The sequence below is a fragment of the Pseudomonas sp. B14(2017) genome, assembly GCF_002113255.1.
GTDB classification, from domain to species: Bacteria; Pseudomonadota; Gammaproteobacteria; order Pseudomonadales; family Pseudomonadaceae; genus Aquipseudomonas; species Aquipseudomonas putida_Z.
Genome location: NZ_NEJY01000012.1, coordinates 97,602 through 119,393 on the forward strand (window position 1 = coordinate 97,602; position 21,792 = coordinate 119,393).

Annotated in this window: 19 protein-coding genes and 2 tRNA genes; 9 read left to right on the forward strand and 12 right to left on the reverse strand. The window is 62.6% G+C overall.

Annotated elements, in window-relative coordinates; all coding sequences use genetic code 11:
• Positions 1-67 precede the first annotated feature (67 nt).
• The 3 genes from CAG34_RS14190 to CAG34_RS14200 form a co-directional block, all read right to left on the reverse strand.
• The gene (locus CAG34_RS14190) at positions 68-289 is read right to left on the reverse strand and encodes an FmdB family zinc ribbon protein (RefSeq protein ID WP_003254776.1); all 222 of its coding nucleotides are present in this window, start codon (positions 287-289) and stop codon (positions 68-70) included.
• A gap of 92 nt (positions 290-381) precedes the next feature.
• Positions 382-711: a ribbon-helix-helix domain-containing protein gene (locus tag CAG34_RS14195; protein ID WP_085590686.1), complete on the reverse strand. Its 330-nt coding sequence runs from the start codon at positions 709-711 to the stop codon at positions 382-384.
• Between the two features lie 239 nt (positions 712-950).
• Complete coding sequence (locus CAG34_RS14200; RefSeq protein ID WP_025340264.1) at positions 951-1,424, reverse strand: Dps family protein; 474 nt, start codon at positions 1,422-1,424, stop codon at positions 951-953.
• A gap of 279 nt (positions 1,425-1,703) precedes the next feature.
• Here CAG34_RS14200 and CAG34_RS29325 point away from each other — a divergent pair, with 279 nt between their 5' ends.
• Positions 1,704-2,297: a cold shock domain-containing protein gene (locus CAG34_RS29325; RefSeq protein ID WP_025340265.1), complete on the forward strand. Its 594-nt coding sequence runs from the start codon at positions 1,704-1,706 to the stop codon at positions 2,295-2,297.
• Positions 2,298-2,356: 59 nt separating this feature from the next.
• Here CAG34_RS29325 and CAG34_RS14210 read toward each other — a convergent pair whose 3' ends face one another.
• Both CAG34_RS14210 and CAG34_RS14215 read right to left on the reverse strand, forming a co-directional pair.
• Positions 2,357-2,563 (reverse strand): SlyX family protein, encoded by a 207-nt coding sequence (locus tag CAG34_RS14210; RefSeq protein ID WP_085590688.1) that lies wholly within the window; start codon positions 2,561-2,563, stop codon positions 2,357-2,359.
• A 1-nt stretch (position 2,564) separates the two neighbouring features.
• On the reverse strand, positions 2,565-2,984 hold the full coding sequence (locus CAG34_RS14215) for an HIT domain-containing protein (RefSeq protein WP_025340267.1): 420 nt from the start codon (positions 2,982-2,984) through the stop codon (positions 2,565-2,567).
• A 692-nt stretch (positions 2,985-3,676) separates the two neighbouring features.
• Here CAG34_RS14215 and CAG34_RS14220 point away from each other — a divergent pair.
• The 3 genes from CAG34_RS14220 to CAG34_RS14230 all read left to right on the forward strand — a co-directional run bounded on the left by CAG34_RS14220 (position 3,677) and on the right by CAG34_RS14230 (position 7,792).
• Positions 3,677-4,942, forward strand: coding sequence for an OprD family porin (locus CAG34_RS14220; RefSeq protein WP_025340268.1), 1,266 nt, complete (start codon positions 3,677-3,679; stop codon positions 4,940-4,942).
• 160 nt (positions 4,943-5,102) lie between these two features.
• Complete coding sequence (locus CAG34_RS14225; RefSeq protein ID WP_085590690.1) at positions 5,103-6,818, forward strand: proline--tRNA ligase; 1,716 nt, start codon at positions 5,103-5,105, stop codon at positions 6,816-6,818.
• 20 nt (positions 6,819-6,838) lie between these two features.
• Positions 6,839-7,792: a hypothetical protein gene (locus CAG34_RS14230; RefSeq protein WP_023661807.1), complete on the forward strand. Its 954-nt coding sequence runs from the start codon at positions 6,839-6,841 to the stop codon at positions 7,790-7,792.
• A 168-nt stretch (positions 7,793-7,960) separates the two neighbouring features.
• Here the strand turns inward: CAG34_RS14230 and dinB are convergent, their stop codons facing one another.
• Positions 7,961-9,019: a DNA polymerase IV gene (gene dinB, locus CAG34_RS14235; protein ID WP_170978906.1), complete on the reverse strand. Its 1,059-nt coding sequence runs from the start codon at positions 9,017-9,019 to the stop codon at positions 7,961-7,963.
• Positions 9,020-9,239: 220 nt separating this feature from the next.
• Here dinB and CAG34_RS14245 point away from each other — a divergent pair.
• The 4 genes from CAG34_RS14245 to CAG34_RS14260 all read left to right on the forward strand — a co-directional run bounded on the left by CAG34_RS14245 (position 9,240) and on the right by CAG34_RS14260 (position 13,722).
• A tRNA-Met gene (locus tag CAG34_RS14245) sits at positions 9,240-9,316 on the forward strand.
• A gap of 134 nt (positions 9,317-9,450) precedes the next feature.
• Positions 9,451-9,527: transfer RNA gene (locus tag CAG34_RS14250), tRNA-Met, on the forward strand.
• A 260-nt stretch (positions 9,528-9,787) separates the two neighbouring features.
• The gene (gene mprF / locus CAG34_RS14255) at positions 9,788-12,430 is read left to right on the forward strand and encodes a bifunctional lysylphosphatidylglycerol flippase/synthetase MprF (RefSeq protein ID WP_085590694.1); all 2,643 of its coding nucleotides are present in this window, start codon (positions 9,788-9,790) and stop codon (positions 12,428-12,430) included.
• Complete coding sequence (locus CAG34_RS14260; RefSeq protein WP_085590697.1) at positions 12,430-13,722, forward strand: virulence factor family protein; 1,293 nt, start codon at positions 12,430-12,432, stop codon at positions 13,720-13,722. The genes mprF and CAG34_RS14260 overlap by 1 nt, the downstream gene beginning before the upstream one ends.
• A gap of 195 nt (positions 13,723-13,917) precedes the next feature.
• Here the strand turns inward: CAG34_RS14260 and CAG34_RS14265 are convergent, their stop codons facing one another.
• The 3 genes from CAG34_RS14265 to CAG34_RS14275 all read right to left on the reverse strand — a co-directional run bounded on the left by CAG34_RS14265 (position 13,918) and on the right by CAG34_RS14275 (position 16,544).
• Entirely contained in the window at positions 13,918-15,828 is a 1,911-nt protein-coding gene (locus tag CAG34_RS14265) for a potassium transporter Kup (protein ID WP_085590699.1), read from the reverse strand.
• Positions 15,829-15,979: 151 nt separating this feature from the next.
• Positions 15,980-16,306 carry a helix-turn-helix transcriptional regulator gene (locus tag CAG34_RS14270; RefSeq protein ID WP_085590701.1) on the reverse strand — a complete coding sequence of 109 codons (327 nt, stop codon included), beginning with the start codon at positions 16,304-16,306 and terminating at the stop codon, positions 15,980-15,982.
• Positions 16,290-16,544, reverse strand: a complete 255-nt coding sequence (locus tag CAG34_RS14275; RefSeq protein WP_075046069.1) for a type II toxin-antitoxin system RelE/ParE family toxin — start codon at positions 16,542-16,544, stop codon at positions 16,290-16,292. Before CAG34_RS14275 ends, CAG34_RS14270 begins: the two co-directional genes overlap by 17 nt.
• A 310-nt stretch (positions 16,545-16,854) precedes the next feature.
• Here CAG34_RS14275 and rimO point away from each other — a divergent pair, with 310 nt between their 5' ends.
• On the forward strand, positions 16,855-18,186 hold the full coding sequence (gene rimO / locus CAG34_RS14280) for a 30S ribosomal protein S12 methylthiotransferase RimO (RefSeq protein WP_013973825.1): 1,332 nt from the start codon (positions 16,855-16,857) through the stop codon (positions 18,184-18,186).
• A gap of 99 nt (positions 18,187-18,285) precedes the next feature.
• On the opposite strand, the gene CAG34_RS14285 is transcribed toward rimO, so the two are convergent.
• Genes CAG34_RS14285 through CAG34_RS14295 form a run of 3 tightly spaced genes read right to left on the reverse strand, consistent with a single transcriptional unit; the run spans position 18,286 to position 21,597 of the window.
• Positions 18,286-19,035, reverse strand: coding sequence for a hypothetical protein (locus CAG34_RS14285; protein ID WP_024087593.1), 750 nt, complete (start codon positions 19,033-19,035; stop codon positions 18,286-18,288).
• A 55-nt stretch (positions 19,036-19,090) separates the two neighbouring features.
• On the reverse strand, positions 19,091-20,755 hold the full coding sequence (locus CAG34_RS14290) for a DUF5666 domain-containing protein (RefSeq protein ID WP_085590703.1): 1,665 nt from the start codon (positions 20,753-20,755) through the stop codon (positions 19,091-19,093).
• Positions 20,752-21,597 (reverse strand): DUF6502 family protein, encoded by an 846-nt coding sequence (locus CAG34_RS14295; RefSeq protein WP_025340275.1) that lies wholly within the window; start codon positions 21,595-21,597, stop codon positions 20,752-20,754. The genes CAG34_RS14290 and CAG34_RS14295 overlap by 4 nt, the downstream gene beginning before the upstream one ends.
• Between the last annotated feature and the right edge of the window lie 195 nt (positions 21,598-21,792).

The window sequence follows — 21,792 nt, forward strand, 5'->3', positions numbered from 1 at the left end:
GTATTCGGTGGAGGCCTTGGCCGCCCGGAGAGGGCTAATACTGCAAGACCCGGTCACAGCATTCAACTCAGTCGGCCTTGTCGCCGCCTGCCAGATTCTTTTTCGCCCCGGTCTTGAAGTCGGTTTCGTACCAACCGTTACCGCTCAGGCGGAAGCCTGGCACCGACAGCAGCTTCTTCAGCGCCGGCGCCTGGCAGGCCGGGCAATCGGTCAGCGGCGCGGCGCTGATCTTCTGCAGCACTTCCATGCGGTGCTCGCAGGATGCACATTGATAGTCATAAAGGGGCATGGGTGTCTCTCGTCAACCACAACGCTGGCTGCCGGGGCAGCAAAAAGCGGGATTATATATGGTTAACAAGCACTGCGCAGCCCGCCAGGCGATCAGCGCACACTTGGCGGGTCCTGCAGCCAGGCGACACAGATCACCCGGATCAGCCCGCTGAAGTTGCGCACCCCGCCCTGGCGCAGGTGCACCTCGCGATCCACGTAGGACAGCACCGCGCTGACCGAGCAGCGGTTGGCCGCGGCGATGCGCTCCAGGATGCCCCAGTAGACGGCCTCCAGCCGCAGGCAGGTGGAAAAGCCGTTGAGCCGCACCGAGCGTGACACCGGCTGGGTCTGCAACATGTCGAAATCCGCCTTGAACGGGTCGATGCACTGTTTACCCGGCCAACGCCCCTGGCCAGCCACACGTTTGCTTGCTTGCATCATGCGCCACACTTCCTCGTCACAGGTACCAGGTGGCCTATGAAGCGCTGATGGGCGAGCTTAAAGCAGCGGCAAAATCTTCCAGCACAAAATTGCGCAGGACCTGTAGGAGCGGCCTTGTGTCGCGATGGGCTGCGAAGCAGCCCCAGGGTTTGAGTGCAATTGCACAAATTGCCGGGGCTGCTGCGCAGCCCATCGCGACACAAGGCCGCTCCTACAAGGGCCGGTTCAGCGTTGGGTATCTACTTGCCGTCGAGCAGCACCCGCAGCATCCAGGCGGTTTTCTCGTGCACCTGCATGCGCTGGGTCAGCAGGTCGGCGGTCGGCTCGTCACTGACCTTGTCCACCACCGGGAAGATGCTGCGCGCGGTACGCACCACGGCTTCCTGGCCCTGGACCAGCTGGCGGATCATCTCGTCGGCAGGCGGCACCCCTTCTTCCTCCTTGATCGAGGAGTGCCGCGCATAGAATGCATAGGCCCCCGGTGCCGGAAAGCCCAGGGCGCGGATGCGCTCGGCGATCGAGTCGACCGCCAGCGCCAGTTCGTTGTACTGCTCTTCGAACATCAGGTGCAGGGTGCGGAACGACGGACCGGTGACGTTCCAGTGGAAGTTATGGGTTTTCAGATACAGCACGTAGGTATCCGACAACAGGCGGGACAATCCATCGACGATGGACTTGCGATCTTCTTCACTGATACCGATATCGATTGCCATGAAGTTCCCCTTTCCATAAGGCTTGAGACCCAAGCAGGTGACGACCACTGTAGCAACACTTGGTACACGCCGCATGTGACATGGCGCAACACATCGCCCGTCGCGGCCTGCGGTTTGAGTAGCCTGCGGCTTTACTGTTAAATAGGCATGGTGCCACCCGTGCGGATTGTCATTGCCGGGTGCATAGGCTGGCCTGCCACGTGTTCGCGCTCTACACCTCATGCGCACCGTGCTGCCAGCTCTTCCTGTGATCGGCCTTATCAACTGTGAGCCAACCCCATGTTCAAGATCGTCCATCTGGTGACGGGCGTGGCAGCCTTGCTGCTATCGCTCATACCCAGCCTGAAAACCGATGCGACCCCCTTCCTGCAACAACCCGACGCGGTCTACCTTGCCCTGCTCGGCCTGCTCAACCTGGTGCTGGCCCCGGTCGTGCCACTGTACTACCGCGGCGCGCGGCAGCAGTTGCAGCACCTGGCCTGTGCCCTGCTGGTGGTGGCCGTGGTGCTGCAGACCCTGACACTGCTGGCCCGCCCGGAAATGGGCAACCTGGCCGCACTGGTCTGCGCGGCGCTGGCCGTGGCCGTGCACCTGGCCGTGGGCTTTGCCCGCATCCCGCGCAAGGCACGCGCCAGCCAGCACGCGGCGCAGGACGCCGGCAATCGTGATACCGGTACCGTGAAGTGGTTCAACACGTCCAAAGGCTTCGGCTTCATCTCCCGCGACTCGGGCGATGATATCTTCGTGCACTTTCGCGCCATTCGCGGCGAAGGCCACCGCATCCTGGTGGAAGGCCAGCGCGTGGAGTTTTCCGTGATGCACCGCGACAAGGGCCTGCAGGCCGAGGATGTGGTTGCGGTAACCCGCCGCTGATCCAACTTGCAGCCCCCCCTGCAGGAGCGGGCATGCCCGCTCCTGCAGGGGTTCAGGTATCAATAATGAGGCGGTGGCGCCTCTTCCCCTTCGCTGCCGTACTGGCCAACCATCTCTTCGTAACGCTTGATCAGCTCGGCCATCTGCAACTGCAGCCGCTCGATCACCCGCCCCTGCTCGACCACCACGTCATTCAGCGCCTGGATGGTGTCATCCTGGAACGCCTGGCGTGTTTCCAGTTCGACCACTCGCGATTCAAGCGACATGTCAGGCCTCCTGGTAGCCGGCGAGCTGCAGCCCGCGCAGGCGCTGGCGAATGGCTTGCACCTGGTCGTCGGTGTAGGCCACCGCCGGGCACTTGCCCCACACCGGTGCCGGCCAGGCGGCGTCGTCGCGCTGGCGCACGATCACGTGCATGTGCAACTGGCTGACCACATTGCCCAGGGTGGCCACGTTCATCTTGTCGGCGCTGTAGCTGGCTTTCAGCGCTTCGGCCAGGCTGGTGGTTTCCTGCCACAACTGCTGCTGCTCCGCAGCATCGAGCTCGAACAGTTCGCTGATACCGGCGCGCTTGGGCACCAGGATGAACCATGGATAGTTGGCATCCTTGCTCAGCAGCAACTGGCACAGCGCAAATTCCCCCAGCACCAGCGAATCCTGCTGCAAACGCGAATCGAGGACGAACACGGCAAATCTCCTTCAGGCAGAACCAACCCGCGTCACGCGGAAAACAGGCCTGCAAGGATACCCTGCACGTTCCCGGTAACACAGCGCTACTTTTCGCACCAAAATGAGGCCGCCCATACACCTCGCACCACACTTGCCACCCCAAAGGTGACGCTGCATGAACAAGTTGCGGTAACACATTGACTTTCATGACAGCTTTTCAAATTTTAATGATTCTTGACTGTGATACCCCGTCAGGCGGCTCCCGCCCCGTGTTTACGGCACTTTCCGACCCCCGGTAGCAGGTTTTGTGAAAATTTCATGAAGCGTTGCGAATTTTGAGCACGCTTGTTGCATTCCTTTCACGCCAAGTCGGCACGACATCTGCATCGACAGGTGTACGCGACAAATAACAACAGCGGCATTGGTTACCAGGGAGTTTCCCCAACCGGAATCGGTAGTTACAGGTTCGTTACGGTGAAAGAAACAGCGCTGGTGTTGCACGGCCCTTAAACCGGGGCGTGATTTGCGACATGGAAATACCAAAAAGCGACATGGTGAAAAAGTTCCGAAAAGGATGTTTATACCCATATCGCCAACAACAGTCAGCGTGCTATACATTTTCGCCGACATAACAAGAAAGAGCTGCCCCATATAACTAAAACACTTGGACGCAGCGGTACTCTTCCTAAAAACCAAAGGAGCAAATCACGATGCGCGTGATGAAGTGGAGCATGATCGCCCTGGCCGTTGCGGCAGGGACCTCGCAGTTGGCATTGGCCTCTTCCCAGGACGAGTCCAAAGGTTTCATCGAAGACAGCAAGCTGAACGTAAAGACCCGCATGCTGTACTTCAGCCGTGACTTCCGTAACAACGAAGGCGGCCAGAGCCGTCGCGAAGAAACCGGCCTGGGCTTCCTCGGCACCTTCGAGTCCGGCTTCACCCAGGGCACCGTTGGTGTGGGTGTGGATGCCATCGGCATGCTCGGCCTGAAACTGGACAGCGGCAAGGGCCGCGCCGGTACCGGCCTGTTCCCGACCGGCTCCGACGGCCGTTCGCAGGATGACTACTCCAAGGCCGGCGGCGCGGTTAAATTCCGCATCTCCGACACCGTACTGAAAGTGGGTGACCAGTTCACCGCTCTGCCGGTCTTCGCCACTGACGACAGCCGCCTGCTGCCGGAAATCGCCCAGGGCACCCTGATCACCAGCAACGAGATCGAGGGCCTGACCCTGCACGCTGGTCATTTCACCAGCCTGACCGCCCAGGAGCAGACCAACCGCGACAGCTTCCGCCTGAAGGAAGCCAACGTGGTAGGTGGTACCTACGCGTTCACCGACAACCTCAGCACCAGCCTGTACTACTCGAAGGTTGAAGACTACTGGCGCAAATACTACGCCAACGTCAACTGGGCACTGCCGATCTCGGACAAACAGGGCCTGGTGTTCGACTTCAACATCTATGACACCAAGAGCGAAGGCTCGGCCGAGTACCGCGCATTCGATGGCGACAAGCTGGACAACCGCGCATTCAGCCTGTCGGGCGCCTACAACATCGGCGCTCACACCTTCACCTTGGCCTACCAGAAAGTCACCGGCGACGGCGACTATGGTTATGGCATCGACGGTGGCGGTACCATCTTCCTGGCCAACTCCGTGGCCCGCTCCGACTTCAACGCCGAAGACGAGAAATCCTGGCAGGCTCGCTACGACCTGAACTTTGCCGAATACGGCATCCCGGGCCTGACCTTCATGACCCGTTATGTACGCGGTACCGATGCCAACGTCACCGGCACCAGCAACGGCAAGGAATGGGAACGCGACGTAGATATCAAGTACGTGCTGCAGAGCGGCCCGGCGAAAGACCTGAGCTTCCGCGTGCGTCAAGCCACCTACCGTTCTTCCGATGGCACCTACTACGATTCCCCATCGATCGACGAACTGCGCCTGATCGTGGAGTACCCGCTGAGCATCCTGTAAGCCTGGCTTGCAGTGCCCCGCACCTGAAAAAGCCCGGCGATCACGCCGGGCTTTTTCTTGGCTGACAAGCGTCACGCCCTGGGGCATCCTGTACGCCTTCGTTTCGCCCCCGTACAATGCGGGGTCATTTCAATGTCTTAGGCAATCGACACGGCTCACCATGCGCACCAGTCAATATTTGCTCGCCACCCAGAAAGAAACCCCTGCCGACGCAGTGGTCATCAGCCATCAGCTCATGCTGCGTGCCGGCATGATCCGCAAACTGGCCTCCGGCCTGTACACCTGGCTGCCGATGGGCTTGCGGGTGATGCGCAAGGTCGAGGCCGTGGTGCGTGAGGAAATGAACGCCGCCGGCGCCCTGGAAGTGCTGATGCCCAGCATCCAGCCCGCCGAACTGTGGCAGGAATCCGGCCGCTGGGAACAGTACGGCCCCGAGCTGCTGCGCCTGAAGGACCGCCACCAGCGCGACTTCTGCGTCGGCCCGACCCACGAAGAAGTGATCACCGACCTGGCCCGCAACGAGCTGTCCAGCTATAAACAGCTGCCGCTCAACATGTACCAGATCCAGACCAAGTTCCGTGACGAGATCCGCCCGCGCTTCGGCCTGATGCGCGGCCGCGAGTTCATCATGAAGGACGCCTACTCGTTCCATGCCGACCAGGCTTCCCTGCAGGAAACCTACGACCGCATGCACCAGGCGTACAGCAACGTGTTCACCCGCCTGGGCCTGGACTTCCGCCCAGTGCAGGCCGACACCGGCTCCATCGGTGGCAGCTACTCGCACGAATTCCACGTACTTGCCGAGTCCGGCGAAGACGACGTGATCTTCAGCGACAGCTCCGACTACGCCGCCAACATCGAGAAGGCCGAGGCCATCCCGCGTGAAACCGTGCGCCCGGCCCCTACCGAGGAACTGCGCCTGGTCGACACACCGAACGCCAAGACCATCGCCCAGCTGGTGGAAAACTTCGGCCTGCCGATCGAGAAGACCGTCAAGACCCTGATCGTGCGCGGTGCCGAGGAAGGCAAGCTGGTTGCCCTGGTAGTACGTGGCGACCACGAGCTGAACGAAATCAAGGCGGCCAAGCTGGAACAGGTTGCCGACCCGCTGGTCATGGCCACCGACGCCGAACTGCGCGAGGCCATCGGTGCCGGCGCCGGCTCGCTCGGCCCGCTGAACCTGCCACTGGAATGCGTGATCGACCGTTCGGTTGCCCTGATGAGCGACTTCGGCATTGGCGCCAACATCGACGACAAGCACTACTTCGGCGTGAACTGGGAGCGCGACCTGCCGGTTCCACAGGTCGCCGACCTGCGTAACGTGGTCGAAGGCGACCCGAGCCCGGACGGCAAGGGTACCCTGGTGATCAAGCGCGGCATCGAAGTGGGCCACATCTTCCAGCTCGGCACCAAGTACAGCGAGGCGCTGAAGTGCCAGGTACTGGGCGAGAACGGCAAGCCGGTAACCCTGTCCATGGGCTGCTACGGTATCGGTGTGTCCCGCGTGGTGGCAGCTGCCATCGAGCAGAGCTACGACGACAAGGGCATCATCTGGAACGACGCCCTGGCCCCGTTCCAGATCGCCCTGGTACCACTGCGCTACGAAACCGAGGTAGTTCGCGAGGCGACCGACAAGCTGTACGCCGAGCTGACTGCTGCCGGCTACGAAGTGCTGCTGGACGACCGTGACAAGAAGACCAGCCCAGGCATCAAGTTTGCCGACATGGAGCTGATCGGCATCCCGCACCGCATCGTCGTCAGCGATCGCGGCCTGGCCGAAGGCAACCTGGAGTACAAGCACCGCACCGAGCAGGACGCCCAGTCGTTGCCGCTCAATGAAGTGCTGACCTTCCTGCAGGCCCGCGTTCGCCGCTGATAACCAATGCACGAGTGATCATGTTCAAGCGAAGTACCTTTCCCCTGGGGGGCGCCGCACTGTGCGGCGCCCTGCTCGTCAGCGGCTGCGCCAACCAGATGTCCCAGCGCAGCGACCATGAGGAGCGCGTCGAGCGCAAACTGCTCGAGCACACCCTGCAGATCGATGTCGGCGAGCCGAAGGTGATGGAGCTTCCGCAACGACGTGTGCGCGTGCATGAGCAGAAGCGCTTCGAAGTCACCGAGTTCGAAGTCACCCGCAGCTATGACCGCTACACGCCTTACCAACCCTGGCGGGAAATCTACGAGATCCCGTTGGGTGCGGTGGCCGTGGTGGCAGGCGTGGGTGCCAATGTGGTCAATGTCTTCGCCCTGGGCAACCTGCCGGAAAGCATCACCCACGACTGGCTCAGCTATGGCGTGGACGGGCTCAACCCGTTCATGAACGTGCCGTCCAACGGCCGTGCCCAGCAGAACCTGGCCGGGATCAGCGAAGTACAGAAAGGCAAGCGCGAGGAATCTACCAGCGTGCCCTGGAGCGAGCGCCTGGTCGAGGTCAAGGCCGGCAAGATGACCCACGAGCTGACCACCGACAGGAACGGCGTGCTGCGCCTGAACCTGCTCGACAGCCCGTTCTCCGAGCAGAACCTCAACCACATCGGCACCCTGCACCTGCAGGTGCTGGACGAGGACAACGCGGTACGTGGCGATGCCAGCCTGCTGGTCAGCGCCACCCTGCGCAACAAGCTGCTCGAAGCCCATGAACTGATCTTCGATGACCTCGAAGATGACGATGTCGGCCAATGGGTACACCGGGTCAAGCGCTTGTCCGAACTGGGCCTGGAAGAGGAAGCCAGTGAAATGGAACAGAGCCTGATCGAACTGACCCGCAACGACCCGGAGTTGCAGCAGGAGTTTCTGCAGTCGCTGACCAAGGCCACTGGCCGGTTGGTGGCCGACCCGGGCGCGCAGTAACTGCTGCGGCAACGCATCCCCCCTGTGGGAACGGCCTTGTGTCGCGAAAGGGCTGCAGAGCAGCCCCGACAATTGATGCATCACTGCTGAAATCCTGGGGCCGCTGCGCGGCCCTTTCGCGACACAAGGCCGCTCCCACAGGGGGCCATGCAGCCAGGCCCAGGCCATTTATTGAGGCGGGAACAGCTCCAGCTGCTCATGCGCCCCGCGCAAGTCGCGCAACCTCACGCCTACCCCCAGCAAGCGCACCGGTTTGCCACCACGGGCAAACGCCTGCCCCAGCAATTGTCGATAACTCTCCAGGTCCCTGCCCGCCCCCGCCTGTTCCATGGTGGTCTGGCTGAAGTCATGGAACTTGACCTTGACGAAGGGCTTTTCCGGTCGGTAACTGCTGTCCATTCGGGCGATACGCTCGTTCAGGCTTTCCAGCAGCTCGGGCAGCCGTGCCAGGCAACTGGCCAGGTCCGGCAGATCGGTGTCGTAGGTGTTTTCCACGCTGACCGACTGCCGGCGGCTGTCATTGTGTACCGCACGTTCATCGATACCCCGCGCCAGCCCCCACAAACGCTCGCCAAAGCTGCCGAACTCGCGCACCAGCGCCAGGCGCGACCAGTCGCGTAATTCCAGGCAGGTTTCGATACCCAACCGCGCCAGCTTGTCTGCCGTTACCTTGCCTACCCCGTGCAGCCTGGCCACCGGCAGGGCGGCGACGAACGCCTCCACTTCGCCCGGAGTAATCACGAACAGGCCATTGGGCTTGCGCCAGTCACTGGCGATCTTGGCCAGGAACTTGTTCGGCGCCACACCGGCTGAAACAGTGATATGCAGGGTGCGGGCGACGCGCCGACGGATATCCTCGGCAATGCGCGTGGCGCTGCCCGAATACCACTGGCTGTCGCTCACATCCAGGTAGGCCTCATCCAGCGACAGTGGCTCGATCAACTCGGTGTAGTCGCGGAAGATCGTGTGGATTTCCCGCGAGGCCTCACGGTAGGCCTCGAAGCGCGGCTTGACGATCAGCAGGTCCGGGCACAGCTTCAGGGCGTGCCGCGACGACATGGCCGAACGCACGCCGTAGGCACGCGCTTCATAGTTGCAGGTGGCGATCACCCCACGGTGGTCGGCCGAGCCCCCCACCGCCATGGGCCGCCCGGCCAGGCGCGGGTCGTCACGCATTTCGATCGCGGCATAAAAGCAATCGCAGTCGACGTGGATGATCTTGCGCAAGGACATGGATGACCGTCAGCACTGTAAATTCATACAGATAGTATCGCATGTGCCTTCGAGGCATGCAGCCTGTGCCCGGCATTGGTCGATAATCGGCCTGAAAGCCCCGTCGCGCCTGAGCTGCGCGCTATATTCAAACGCTAAGAGTTTGAACAGGAAAGGTTTTTTCAGAAAAAAGCTTGACACCCACGGGTAAATCCGTAGAATTCGATCTCACAGGCGCGGGATGGAGCAGCCTGGTAGCTCGTCGGGCTCATAACCCGAAGGTCGTCGGTTCAAATCCGGCTCCCGCAACCAGATTCGAGAAAAGGCCACTGTTCACACAGTGGCCTTTTTCTTTTGCGTCAAATAATGCGTTGAAAGAAATTTCAAAAAAATCAATGACTAGCGCTTGACACCCATTCTGAAAGCTGTAGAATGCGCCCCACTGACGCGGGATGGAGCAGCCTGGTAGCTCGTCGGGCTCATAACCCGAAGGTCGTCGGTTCAAATCCGGCTCCCGCAACCATATTCGTCAGAACAAACCCCGCCTGTGTAACAGCAGCGCGGGGTTTGTTGCTTTTCCCCTCCTGCTTTTCGTCGCCCCCAATTCCCCCGCCCTCCAGCCAACCCGCAGGCTTGAGAGGTCGTGCCCAGGATGAACTATCTTTAACCCTGCCAGGCCGCTGAAAGCGCTTGAGGCCGGAGTAACATTGGATACGTTTTCCTAAGGGACTCTCACTTGGCCACACCTTTCCCTCACCTCGCGCTGCAAGCCCGGGGCAATCCATGACTTCGCACAACCCCGAACCCCCGGTGCCGCTTGCCTCGGCGCTACCCGGCGCGGTGCAACGCCTGCCCTTGCTCGAACGCTTGAGCCGCTACCGCCAGCCCATCGGCCTGGTAGTGACCCTGGTGTTGTTCACCATGGCCTTGATCGCCTGCCGCCACCTGTTGAGCGAATTGGACATCTATGCCTTGCACGATGCCATGCTCAGCGTCCCGCCCCAGTCGTTACTTGGCGCCTTGCTGGCTACCGTGCTCGGTTTCGTTGTCCTGCTGGGCTACGAGTGGTCTGCCAGCCGCTATGCCGGCGTGAAGCTGCCGGCGAGCAGCCTGGCGCTGGGCGGTTTCAGCGCCTTTGCCATCGGCAACGCCATCGGCCTGTCGATGCTTTCGGGCGGTTCGGTGCGCTACCGCCTGTATGCACGCCAGGGGGTTGGCGCAGGTGAAGTTGCACGGATGACCGTTTTTGCCAGCCTGTCACTGGGCTGCGCGCTGCCGCCCCTGGCCGCCTTGGCGACCTTGAGCGACCTGCCGGCGGCGTCTGCCGCACTGGGTTTGGCGCCTGGCTTGCTGGCGGGTGTCGCAATAGCCGTGCTGCTGGTATGCAGCGTGCTAGTGTTCGGCTTGTACCGTCGGCGCCTGGCTGAGCAACCACTGGCCAACAGCCTGCTGGTACAACTGGGCCGCCGCACACTGCGCCTGCCTGGCGCACGCCTGGCAGCCCTGCAATTGCTGATCACCGCACTGGATGTTGCCGCTGCTGCCACCGTGCTGTACCTGCTGCTGCCCGAAGCACCGCCGTTCGGTGCCTTTGTGCTGGTGTACCTGCTGGCCTTGGCCGCAGGTGTGCTCAGCCACGTACCGGGCGGCGTCGGGGTATTCGAAGCGATCCTGCTGGCAGCTTTTGCCGACCAACTCGGCGCCGCGCCGCTGGCCGCGGCCCTGCTGCTGTATAGGCTGATCTACGTGGTGCTGCCGCTGCTGCTGGCCTGCGTGCTGCTGCTGGCCAACGAGGCCCGGCGCCTGCTGTTCGCGCAACAGGCTATCAAGGCCGCTTCCGGGCTGGCCGCGCCGATCCTGTCGATCCTGGTGTTCCTGTCCGGGGTGGTGCTGCTGTTCTCCGGGGCCACGCCCGAGATCGACACCCGCCTGGAGCACATGGGTTTCCTGGTACCGCACCGCCTGATCGACGCCTCGCACTTCGGCGCCAGCCTGATCGGCGTGCTGTGCCTGCTGCTGGCCCAGGGCCTGCGCCGGCGCCTTTCCGCCGCCTGGCTGCTGACCACCGTGCTGTTGCTGGTCGGCGCCCTGCTGTCGCTGCTCAAGGGCTTCGATTGGGAAGAGGCCTGCCTGCTGACCCTCACTGCCGCCCTGCTCGCCTTGTTCCGCCGTTCCTTCTACCGCCCCAGCCGTTTGCTCGAGTTGCCATTCTCGCCGGTGTTTCTGGTGGCCAGCGCCTGTGTGGTCGGCGCATCGGTGTGGTTGTTGCTGTTCGCCTACCAGGATGTGCCCTACAGCCATCAGCTGTGGTGGCAGTTCACCCTCGATGCCGATGCCCCGCGTGGCCTGCGCGCCGCCATGGGCAGCGCAGTGCTGCTGGCGGCCGTGGCCCTGACCTGGCTGCTGCGCACCGCACCACCGGTGATCCACCTGCCTGACGAAGAAGAGCTGCTGCGTGCCAACCGCATTCTGCTGGCCTCCGACCAGCCCGATGGCGGCCTGGCCCTGACCGGCGACAAGGCGCTGCTGTTCCACCCTCGCGACAACGCCTTCCTCATGTACGCCCGTCGCGGCCGCAGCCTGGTGGCCTTGTACGACCCGATCGGCCCGGCCCAGGAGCGCGCCGAGATGATCTGGCAATTCCGCGACCTGTGCGACCTGCACCATGCCCGCCCGGTGTTCTATCAGGTGCGCGCCGAGAACCTGCCGTTCTACATGGACATCGGCCTGACCGCGCTGAAGCTGGGCGAAGAAGCCCGGGTCGACTTGCGCCGCTTCGACCTCGAAGCCAAGGGCAAGGAGATGAAGGACCTGCGCTACACCTGGAACCGTGGCGGCCGTGACGGTTTGAGCCTGGAAATCCACGAACCCGGGCATGCCCCGCTGGCAGAGCTGAAGGAAATTTCCGACGCCTGGCTTGGCGGCAAGAACGTGCGCGAGAAAGGCTTCTCGCTGGGGCGCTTCAGCCCTGAATACTTGCAGCATTTTCGCATTGCCCTGATCCGCTTCCAGGGCCGCCCGGTGGCTTTCGCCAACCTGCTGGAAACCCATGGCAACGAACTGGCCAGCCTCGACCTTATGCGTGCACACCCCGAGGCCCCGAAGCTGACCATGGAATTCATGATGATCGGCCTGATCTTGCACTACAAAAGCCATGACTACGCCCGCTTCAGCCTGGGCATGGTGCCGCTTTCCGGCCTGCAGCCGCGGCGTGGGGCGCCCTTGACCCAGCGCCTGGGCTCGATGGTGTTCCGCCGTGGCGAGCAGCTGTACAACTTCCAGGGGCTTCGACGCTTCAAGGACAAGTTCCAACCGGACTGGGAACCCCGCTACATGGCCGTGCCGGCCGGGCTCGACCCGCTGGTGGCACTGGCCGACACCGCCGCCCTGATCGCAGGCGGCCTGACTGGATTGGTGAAACGTTGATGACCCGACGCTTTTGGCTGTACCTGCTGGTTCCCCTGCTGTTGGCCGCCCTGGGAGGCGCGCTGGCGTTCTGGCTATGGACCCGCCCTGCCCCCGAGGCACGCCTGGAACAACTGAGCATCAATGACACCCGCTTCACCCGTGTGACCCCAGGCGTGCACCCCAAGGCCCGAGTGGCCATCGGTGTACCCCAGGACCAGGCGCTGACCGACAGGCAGCTGCTGGACCTGGCCCAGGCCGGCGAAGCGCAACTGGTGCAGGTGATCCTGCCGCCCAATGACTGCAGCAAGCAGCAACAGGCCTTGGACCAGGCCATGGGCCAGCTGCCGGAGAAACCGACCCTGGTCGCCGGTATCGGCCCTGGCGCCTCTCAGGCCTGGCGCTGGCTGGCCAGCCAGAACAACGACAAGGCGCGGGCGATTTCCGTTGACTTCAGCCTGGAACAGCCCGGCTGCCAGGCAGCGCTGCCGAAGTCGGCCGCCCACGGCCACTGGAACGTCGCCTGGAACGACAACCCGGATGACGCCAGCGCCGCCTTCGTGCGCGACCAGGCCAATGCCGAAACCAGCATCAGCGACTACGACATTCACCTGCCACAAGTGCTCAAGGCCCAGCTGACCCAGGCCCTGGTCGGCCACGACGGCAACGCCCTGGCCATCCCGGTGGTCGAGGTGCCAGCCGGGCAGACCACCGACACGGTCACCCTGTTCCTTTCCGGTGATGGCGGCTGGCGGGACCTGGACCGCGACGTGGCCGGGGAAATGGCCAAGCTTGGCTACCCGGTGGTCGGCATCGATACGCTGCGCTACTACTGGCAGCACAAGACCCCGGAACAAAGCGCCGCCGACCTGTCCGAGCTGATGCAGCACTACCGGCAGAAATGGGGCACCAAGCGCTTCGTGCTGACCGGTTATTCGTTCGGTGCCGACGTGCTGCCGGCGATCTACAACCGCCTGCCGGCCGAGGACCAGCAGCGTATCGACGCGGTAATGCTGCTGGCCTTTGCCCGCAGCGGCAGCTTCGAGATCGAAGTCGAGGGCTGGCTGGGCAAGGAAGGCCAGGAAGCGCCAACCGGGCCGGAAATGGCCAGGCTGCCGGCCTCCAAGGTGGTGTGCGTGTATGGTGTGGAAGAAACCGACGAGAGCGGTTGCACCGACAAGACTGCGGTGGGTGAACGCCTGAAGCTGCCGGGGGGGCACCACTTCGACGAAAACTACCCGGCACTGGCCAAGCGCTTGATCGGCGAGATCGAGACGCGCCAGGGCAAATCCAGCGTGGCAGAGCAGAACTGATAAGACCTTGCGGCCCATTCGCGGGTGAACCCGCTCCCACAGGTACAGCGCAAGCTTTGAAAGCTATGCGCTCCATGTGGGAGCGGGCGTGCCCGCGAAGCCGGCAACTCGGTGTAGGGCACCGGCTTCGCCGGTGTTCGCGGGCATGCCCGCTCCCACATGGGACGGGTACTGCCTTGAAATCTGTGTTGCCCCTCAGATCTCGACCTGGGTCCCCAGCTCGATCACCCGGTTCAGCGGCAGGTTGAAAAAGCGCAAGTTGCCGTTGGCATTCTTCAGCAGGAACGCGAACAGGTTGCCCCGCCAGCGCGACATTCCCTCCAGCCGTGAGGCGATCACGGTCTCGCGGCTGAGGAAGAAGGTGGTGCGCATCGGGCTGAAATCCAGGTCTTCCAGGTGGCACAGCTTCAACGCCGCCGGCACGTCCGGTTCGTCCATGAAGCCGAAGTGCAGCAACACGCGGAAGAACCCGTCGCCATAGGCCTCCACTTCAAAGCGCTCCTGCTCCGGCACCCGTGGCCGGTCCTCGCTGACCACTGTCAGCAGCACCACCTGGTTGTGCAGCACCTGGTTATGCAGCATGTTGTGCAACAGCGCATGGGGTACCGCATCGGAGCGCGCCGTGAGAAACACCGCCGTGCCTTCGACCCGGTGCGGCGGCTGAATGCGGATACTGCTGATGAACAGCTGCAGCGGCAGCGCGCCTTCGTCGATACGCTCCATCAGGATCTGCTTGCCGCGCTTCCAGGTGCTCATCAACAGGAACAGCACAGCGCCGGCCAGGACCGGGAAGGCCCCGCCCTGGATGATCTTCGGCACGTTGGCGGCAAAGAACAGCCCATCCACAAACAGGAAACCCAGCAGGATCGGCACCGCCAGCACCGGTGGCCACTTCCACAGCAGCAACATCACCGCCGAGACCAGGAGCGTGGTCATCAGCATGGTACCGGTCACCGCCACGCCGTAGGCCGCCGCCAGGGCGCCGGACGACCCGAAGCCGATCACCAGCAGCACCACGCCAACCATCAGCGCCCAGTTCACCGCACCGATGTAGATCTGCCCCTGCTCGTCGCTGGAGGTGTGCTGGATCTGCATGCGTGGAATGTAGCCCAGCTGGATGGCCTGGCGGGTCAGGGAGAAGGCCCCCGAGATCACCGCCTGCGAGGCGATCACCGTAGCCATGGTGGCCAACCCGACCAGCGGCAGCAGTGCCCAGCCCGGCGCCAGCAGGTAGAAGGGGTTACGTGCCGCCTCAGGGTTCTGCAGCAGTATCGCGCCCTGGCCAAAGTAGTTGAGCACCAGCGCCGGCAGCACCAGGACGAACCAGGCGCGGGCGATCGGCTTGCGGCCAAAGTGGCCCATGTCGGCGTACAGCGCCTCGGCACCGGTCAGCGCCAGCACCACCGCGCCAAGGATGGCCACGCCCATGCCGGGGTGAACCACGAAGAAGTTCACCGCCCAGGCCGGGTTGAATGCCTTGAGCACTTCCGGGCTCTGCGAGATGCCATGCACTCCCAGCGCGCCCAGCGCCACGAACCAGGTGACCATGATCGGGCCGAACAGCTTGCCGATCTTCTCGGTGCCGTGCTTCTGCACCAGGAACAGCGCCACCAGCACCACCAGCGAAATCGGCACCACCCAGTGATCGATGCCTTCGAAGGCCAGCCCCATGCCCTCGACCGCCGACAGCACCGACACCGCCGGGGTGATCATGCTGTCGCCATAGAACAGCGAAGCGCCGATCAACCCGCACACCACCATCAGCGTACGCAACCTCGGGTAGGCCGCCGTGGCCCGCCGCGCCAGTGCAGTCAGTGCCATGGTGCCACCCTCGCCCTGGTTGTCGGCGCGCAGGATGAACATCACGTACTTGAACGACACCACCCACAGCAGCGACCACAGGATCAGCGACAGGATCCCCAGCACGCCGTCATGGTTGACCGGCACTCCGTACCCCCCGCTGAAGACTTCCTTGAGGGTATACAACGGGCTGGTACCGATATCGCCATAAACCACCCCGACCGCCGCCACGAGCAGGCTCAGCGACCGCGTCGCGCCCTGCTTCCCCTCGTGCCCGCCCTCGGCGTGACTGCTTGCCTGAACCATCGACCACTCCCGCAGACGGCCTTGCAAGGCCAGTAGAATTCCCCATGCGCCAGGTGATACTGATACCCCCGACACAATGGCGCGAAGCATAGCGCAGCGTTTGTGGATTTTCTGCTGGTGCGTCTCTGGCGGGGCCACCTGGCGGTTACAACTAGAGGTCCAGAGACTGCATGGGTATGCCCAACGCTGCAGCAATCTTTTCGCGAGTGGCCTTGCGTGGGCGCTCGGCAGCTTCCTGCTGGGCATACGCCGACTGCGAGACGCCCAGGCGCTGGGCAACTTCAGCCTGAGTCAGGTCCAGATGCCTGCGCCAGGCAGCAATGGCGGTCATACCGTCCTTCACCATATAGCCAACGACTTCATTGGGTACCAGGTCCGGTTGTGGATGGCTGGCGATATAATCGGCATACGGCAGCACGACGAAGGCAGGACGCCCGTCAGCATCATTGATGATCTGTACGTTAGTAGGTGTGTTCATCGCGCTTCTTGACCTCCTCGATGCTGACAATTTTGACGCTACCGTCCCAGTCGAAAAGTATCCGGTAGTTACCCACCCTGAGACGGTAACCGTAATGGTGATTGACCAGCGCCCTGATGTTTTGAACGTGCGGCATGTGCATCAATGCCTGAACAGCATCGTAGACCTTCGACTGATCAATCCTGTCGATTTTCCTGAGTTGCTTCACAGCTTTGCGTGACCAGTTGATCGTATTCATTTCCACGCCAGTCTTATAAGAAAACTATAAGAATCGAATAAGTTCAAGAAAAGGTTTCATCGGCGCAGACGAGGGTGACGGGCGGGGTCTATTGATTCAAGGGGAACCATTGCCAGGCTGTGTTTCGAGGTTTTGCCGAGCAAGCAGCTTACGGTTGGCTGGCATAGCGCAGCGTTCGTCGCATTTCTGCTGGTCAAGCGACCCTGCGCTCGCTAGAATTGCGCACTTTTTGATCAGAGGCGCCAAAAGCGCCCGTCAAGATCGCCCCCGATTCCGGTCGGGCGACCTGCATTCAATACCGAGGTTAGTCATGTCCACCACGCCCGCCACCCCCAAGGTAGGTTTCGTAAGCCTGGGTTGCCCAAAAGCCCTGGTCGATTCCGAGCGCATCCTGACCCAGCTGCGCATGGAAGGCTATGAAGTCGTGCCCACCTACGAGGACGCCGACGTGGTGGTGGTCAACACCTGCGGCTTCATCGACAGCGCCAAGGCCGAGTCGCTGGAAGTGATCGGCGAAGCGATCAAGGAAAACGGCAAGGTCATCGTCACCGGCTGCATGGGTGTCGAGGAAGGCAGCATCCGTGACGTGCACCCGAGCGTGCTGTCGGTCACCGGCCCGCAGCAGTACGAGCAGGTGGTCAACGCCGTGCACGAAGTAGTGCCGCCACGCCAGGACCACAACCCGCTGATCGACCTGGTACCGCCGCAGGGCGTCAAGCTGACCCCGCGCCACTATGCGTACCTGAAGATTTCCGAAGGCTGCAACCACAGCTGCAGCTTCTGCATCATCCCGTCGATGCGCGGCAAGCTGGTCAGCCGCCCGGTCGGCGAAGTGCTGAGCGAGGCCGAGCGCCTGGTCAAGGCCGGGGTCAAGGAGATCCTGGTGATTTCCCAGGACACCAGCGCCTACGGCGTCGACGTCAAGTACAAGACCGACTTCTGGAACGGCCGCCCGGTCAAGACCCGCATGCTCGAGCTGTGCGAAGCCCTGAGCAGCCTGGGTGCCTGGGTACGCCTGCACTACGTGTACCCGTACCCGAACGTCGACGACGTGATCCCGCTGATGGCCGCCGGCAAGATCCTGCCGTACCTGGACATCCCGTTCCAGCACGCCAGCCCGAAAGTGCTCAAGGCCATGAAGCGCCCGGCCTTCGAAGACCGCACCCTGGCACGTATCAAGAACTGGCGCGAGCAGTGCCCGGAGCTGGTGATTCGCTCCACCTTCATCGTCGGCTTCCCGGGCGAGACCGAGGAAGACTTCCAGTACCTGCTGGACTGGCTGACCGAAGCCCAGCTGGACCGCGTGGGCTGCTTCCAGTACTCGCCGGTGGAAGGCGCCCCGGCCAACGACCTGGGCCTGGAAGAAGTGCCGGACGACGTCAAGCAGGACCGCTGGGACCGCTTCATGGCCCACCAGCAGGCCATCAGCGCCGCCCGCCTGCAACTGCGCATCGGCAAGGAAATCGACGTGCTGATCGATGAAGTGGAAGAGCAAGGTTCGGTTGGCCGCAGCTTCTTCGATGCCCCGGAAATCGACGGCAGCGTGTTCATCGATGGCGACCACGGCTTCAAGCCGGGTGACAAGGTGCGTTGCCGCGTGGTGGATGCCGACGAATACGACATGTGGGCTGAACCCATTTAATCGCGCTGGAACATAATGCCTGGCAGTTATGTAATTTGGGGCCGCTTCGCGGCCCATTGACGCTATCTGACAGGCATTACCGGGTCTGGGGCTTTTTCGTCAGAACGCGTGAAAAAGCATCAGGCCGCCCTCTGCATCCGGGCTGGCATCCGAGAAGCCTTTGACTGCATAGAGTTGCACTTTCCACTGCTGGTTGAGCTTGTGTGTCAGGAACAGGGTAAGTTCCTTGATCTGCGCGCCCGTCGAGACGACTTTCTGCCGCCAGTCGTAGGAGGCGCCCGCCGAAGTGCCTGCAGCCACGGGCATGGCGAAGCCGAGACTGGCAAATATCGGGTCATCGAAATCGCTGTCGGGCGGGTCGCCGAACTTCTTCCAGCCCAGGGTCGCGAAGCCGGTCACCGGGCCAAAGGCCTTGGCGATGTCGACCTGGCCGGTGTAGTCATACTCACCGGTGCCCAGGCACTGGTCTTCATCGGCAGTGGGGAATTTGACCTTGCCGATCAGGTCCAGCATCAGGCCGCCGTCACTGCCATCGAGCAGGGCATAACCGGCGCTGGCAACCGTGTCCCCCAGCCCGCTTTCCACATCCCGGCAGCCACCGGGCAAGGGGTCACCATTCGGGCCCACTTCAGGGTTGGTGATGCGCAGCCAGGGCACGGTGACCTTGTAGGTCATTGGGCCGGTTTCATACTTGCCGACCACGGGGACGTACCAGATTTCCGAGGTTGTACCCGTGCCATAGTCGCCACTTGAATAGTCCATGCCTATGGCGGCGCTGAAGGTATCGCCCAGGACCGACGCGCTGGCGCATGACAGCAAGCAAGCGAAAAGAGGGAGCGTGGGTCTCATCTGCACCTCGGTATCCCGGACGGGAAGGGTGATCGCACTTACCCAGCCTAGTTGCCTAATGCCCGGATCGCTCTGGATGCTCCACTTTTTCGACTTTCTCTACTGTCTCGGGCCTTTCGACCTTTTCAACCTTCTCTACTTTCTCGACCTTCTCTACTTTTTCTACCTTCTCGACTTTCTCAGGCTTTTCGATCTTCTCGACCTTTTCGGGCTTCTCGGCTTTCTCGATCTTCTCGACTTTTTCTACTTTCTCTACCTTTTCAACCTTCTCTGCTTTTTCAATCTTTTCCACCTTTTCAAGCTCGACCTTCTCTACCCGGTCAGAGCTTCCACTATTGCTGCTCTCGGGTTGCTCCACGGTGTCGACATGTTCCGACTTTCCGGACTTGTCCACGCTTTCAGTACTGTCTCGACCACTGGAATCGTCAGCACCGCCGTGCCCGCTGTGGTCATCGCTGCTTTCAATGCGATCACTGGTCGCATCGCGTCCGCCATGCCCGCTATTGCTGGAACCTTCAGCGTCACGGGTGCCGTGCTCGCTGCCACGCCCCGAATGCCCTCTGTCCGGGTTGTCGGCACGGTCGTCATCGAACTCCACGCGGGTTGCCCGCAGCTCGTGCCTGCCATTGAACACCCCGCTCACCCGCACACGTTGATCGAGCGCCAATGCCGCGGGCTGCTTGCCGACGATCACGGTGCCCTGCCCCAGCGTCACCTTGATGCCTGCCACCACCAGTTGTTGAGCGTGGCTGCGCTGTACCAGCCCCTCGATCACCGCCGTCTGCACACGGCCAGCAAAAGGCAGGCTCGGGTCTGGGCGGGTTTGCGCCACTTCCAGCTGGCGTCCGGTCCACTGCCCACGTACCAGTACTTCCCGCGCAGGTGCCACACGGGTTCCCAGCTTCAGCCCCTGGAGGCTGCCGGCACGCTCAACCGCACCGATGGCACTGGCTTCCCTGAGCCCCGGCGCCCGTTCGATACGGCTGGCTACCACTTCGCCCCTGGCATCGCGCAGCCCACTGACCCTGACCGGCTCGCCCGGGCGCAGCCCTTCAGCCACCCGCGCCCCTGCAGCAAGCCGCACAGGTTGGCCCATGACCCGCAGGGGGGCCGAAGCATTGGGCAGTGCCGTCAGCGGCCCTTCGTAAACGTTGAGGATCGAGATGCGCCCTGCTTGCAGGCCGCGTTTGCCGGCAAATGCCTCCACCGCGACAACCTGGCCGATTGCCAGGTGAGCGCTACTGGCAGGCGCACCGTTTTCACTCACCGGCACGTCCTTGCCAAAGTGCACTTCCAGGCCATTGACGCAAATCGAGGCAAACCCGGTGATGGTGCCGACGATGCCCGTGCCACCGGTACCGCCCGGGCGCAGGATCGGTGCGCCGGTACCGCCTACCCCGCCGTGATCGATGAAGGTGCCGTCCACACCGTCGGCCACCGCACCGGTCCCGCCCGTGCCGCCTGGACGCTGCGGTAGCGGCGCACCGGTGCCACCCACTCCGCCGTTTTCGCTGCGTACACCGGTACCACCGACCCCGCCCGTCCTGGCCCCGGTACCACCAATACCGCCCGGAAACTGCAAGCCCGCCGCCCCCGCCATACCCACTTCGTCACGGCTGACACATACCGGTGCTGCGGCCACCTCGGCAGGCGCCACCAGGTTCAGCCCGAAACCCAGGACCAGTGTGACGACACTGAGGCAGCGCGCGAGGGAAGTCATGGGTCGGGTGTCTTCGACAAATCGGGGTCGGTAGTTTCAGTGTAGAAATAAAGCCCTACCGTGATGCGCTGACGTTGCTCGGCGCTGGGCACATCGGCATCTTCCAGGTCTGATGCGAGCCGACTGAAGGCAAGCAGCATCTGCATGCCGTCCTTGTCCACCGCCGCACGCAGATGGTCGACGCTGGCCGGGCTCAAGGCGTCGTAGTGCACACTGCGTTCAAAGAACGGCTGGCCGTCCCCACTCAGGTTGTGCACTGCTGCGCAGGCATGGTCATGCAGGTTGTGGCCAAAGTACGCGGCCTTTTCGTCGAAGCCCTTCTGCGGCACGAATGCCTGGGCCTCCAGGTGAACACAGTCCTGGTCGTCGAGCCGGACGATACCCAGGCGCAACCACTCATCCAGCACCACCCGCCCGCGGATGTCGGTGCTGATCTTCGCCACCAGCGCATCGAAGGAACAATCGCCGCCAACGCTCGCCAGGCGCGGCAACGGCAGCGCCTGGCCAGGCGCCGAGCAGAACGGCTTGCCAGTGGTCCACATATTGACCAACTGTGCACCTAACGTGATGTTTCCCGGCAGCGCGGCGAGCGATACGCCCCCCTCGCTGCGCAAACGCCGGACATCCTTGCGATGCACGCCCGTGAGCAAGCTGATGCGGCTGTCGGTCGGCGCTGTACCGTCCAGGCGAAACTCGCGATGGGCCACGTCGACGAACACTTCCTTGAGCAGGTCGGCGAACATCGTGTAGGTGACCCCTTTGCGCAGCATCAGGCGCACCAGAGGGCGCATGACACGCCGCAGTGCACTTAACATCGAAGGGGGGATGGTAGGCGATTGCATTGAGCGCATTCCTTGACAGATGAACCCAGTATACGACGCGGGAAAAGATCCCACACCAACTGTGACCATATCCCTGACGAGATGAGGGATAGTCGTCGGCGCTCATTGCATTCGCGTTGAGTGGGGCTGCCGTGTATCCGTACCTGGCCTCATGCAGGCCCGCCCCGTGGGCGCTGCATGAGACCGTTCAGAGCC

Bases quoted from the DNA above. Each gene is read 5' to 3' on its own strand.
- CAG34_RS14190 (WP_003254776.1), bottom strand. From the start codon at position 289: ATGCCCCTTTATGACTATCAATGTGCATCCTGCGAGCACCGCATGGAA.
- rimO (WP_013973825.1), top strand. From the start codon at position 16,855: ATGTCCACCACGCCCGCCACCCCCAAGGTAGGTTTCGTAAGCCTGGGT.
- CAG34_RS14270 (WP_085590701.1), bottom strand. From the start codon at position 16,306: ATGAACACACCTACTAACGTACAGATCATCAATGATGCTGACGGGCGT.
- CAG34_RS14285 (WP_024087593.1), bottom strand. From the start codon at position 19,035: ATGAGACCCACGCTCCCTCTTTTCGCTTGCTTGCTGTCATGCGCCAGC.
- CAG34_RS14260 (WP_085590697.1), top strand. From the start codon at position 12,430: ATGACCCGACGCTTTTGGCTGTACCTGCTGGTTCCCCTGCTGTTGGCC.
- CAG34_RS14200 (WP_025340264.1), bottom strand. From the start codon at position 1,424: ATGGCAATCGATATCGGTATCAGTGAAGAAGATCGCAAGTCCATCGTC.
- CAG34_RS14225 (WP_085590690.1), top strand. From the start codon at position 5,103: ATGCGCACCAGTCAATATTTGCTCGCCACCCAGAAAGAAACCCCTGCC.
- CAG34_RS14295 (WP_025340275.1), bottom strand. From the start codon at position 21,597: ATGCAATCGCCTACCATCCCCCCTTCGATGTTAAGTGCACTGCGGCGT.
- CAG34_RS14220 (WP_025340268.1), top strand. From the start codon at position 3,677: ATGCGCGTGATGAAGTGGAGCATGATCGCCCTGGCCGTTGCGGCAGGG.
- CAG34_RS14290 (WP_085590703.1), bottom strand. From the start codon at position 20,755: ATGACTTCCCTCGCGCGCTGCCTCAGTGTCGTCACACTGGTCCTGGGT.
- CAG34_RS14195 (WP_085590686.1), bottom strand. From the start codon at position 711: ATGATGCAAGCAAGCAAACGTGTGGCTGGCCAGGGGCGTTGGCCGGGT.
- CAG34_RS14275 (WP_075046069.1), bottom strand. From the start codon at position 16,544: ATGAATACGATCAACTGGTCACGCAAAGCTGTGAAGCAACTCAGGAAA.
- mprF (WP_085590694.1), top strand. From the start codon at position 9,788: ATGACTTCGCACAACCCCGAACCCCCGGTGCCGCTTGCCTCGGCGCTA.
- CAG34_RS14210 (WP_085590688.1), bottom strand. From the start codon at position 2,563: ATGTCGCTTGAATCGCGAGTGGTCGAACTGGAAACACGCCAGGCGTTC.
- CAG34_RS29325 (WP_025340265.1), top strand. From the start codon at position 1,704: ATGTTCAAGATCGTCCATCTGGTGACGGGCGTGGCAGCCTTGCTGCTA.
- CAG34_RS14230 (WP_023661807.1), top strand. From the start codon at position 6,839: ATGTTCAAGCGAAGTACCTTTCCCCTGGGGGGCGCCGCACTGTGCGGC.
- CAG34_RS14265 (WP_085590699.1), bottom strand. From the start codon at position 15,828: ATGGTTCAGGCAAGCAGTCACGCCGAGGGCGGGCACGAGGGGAAGCAG.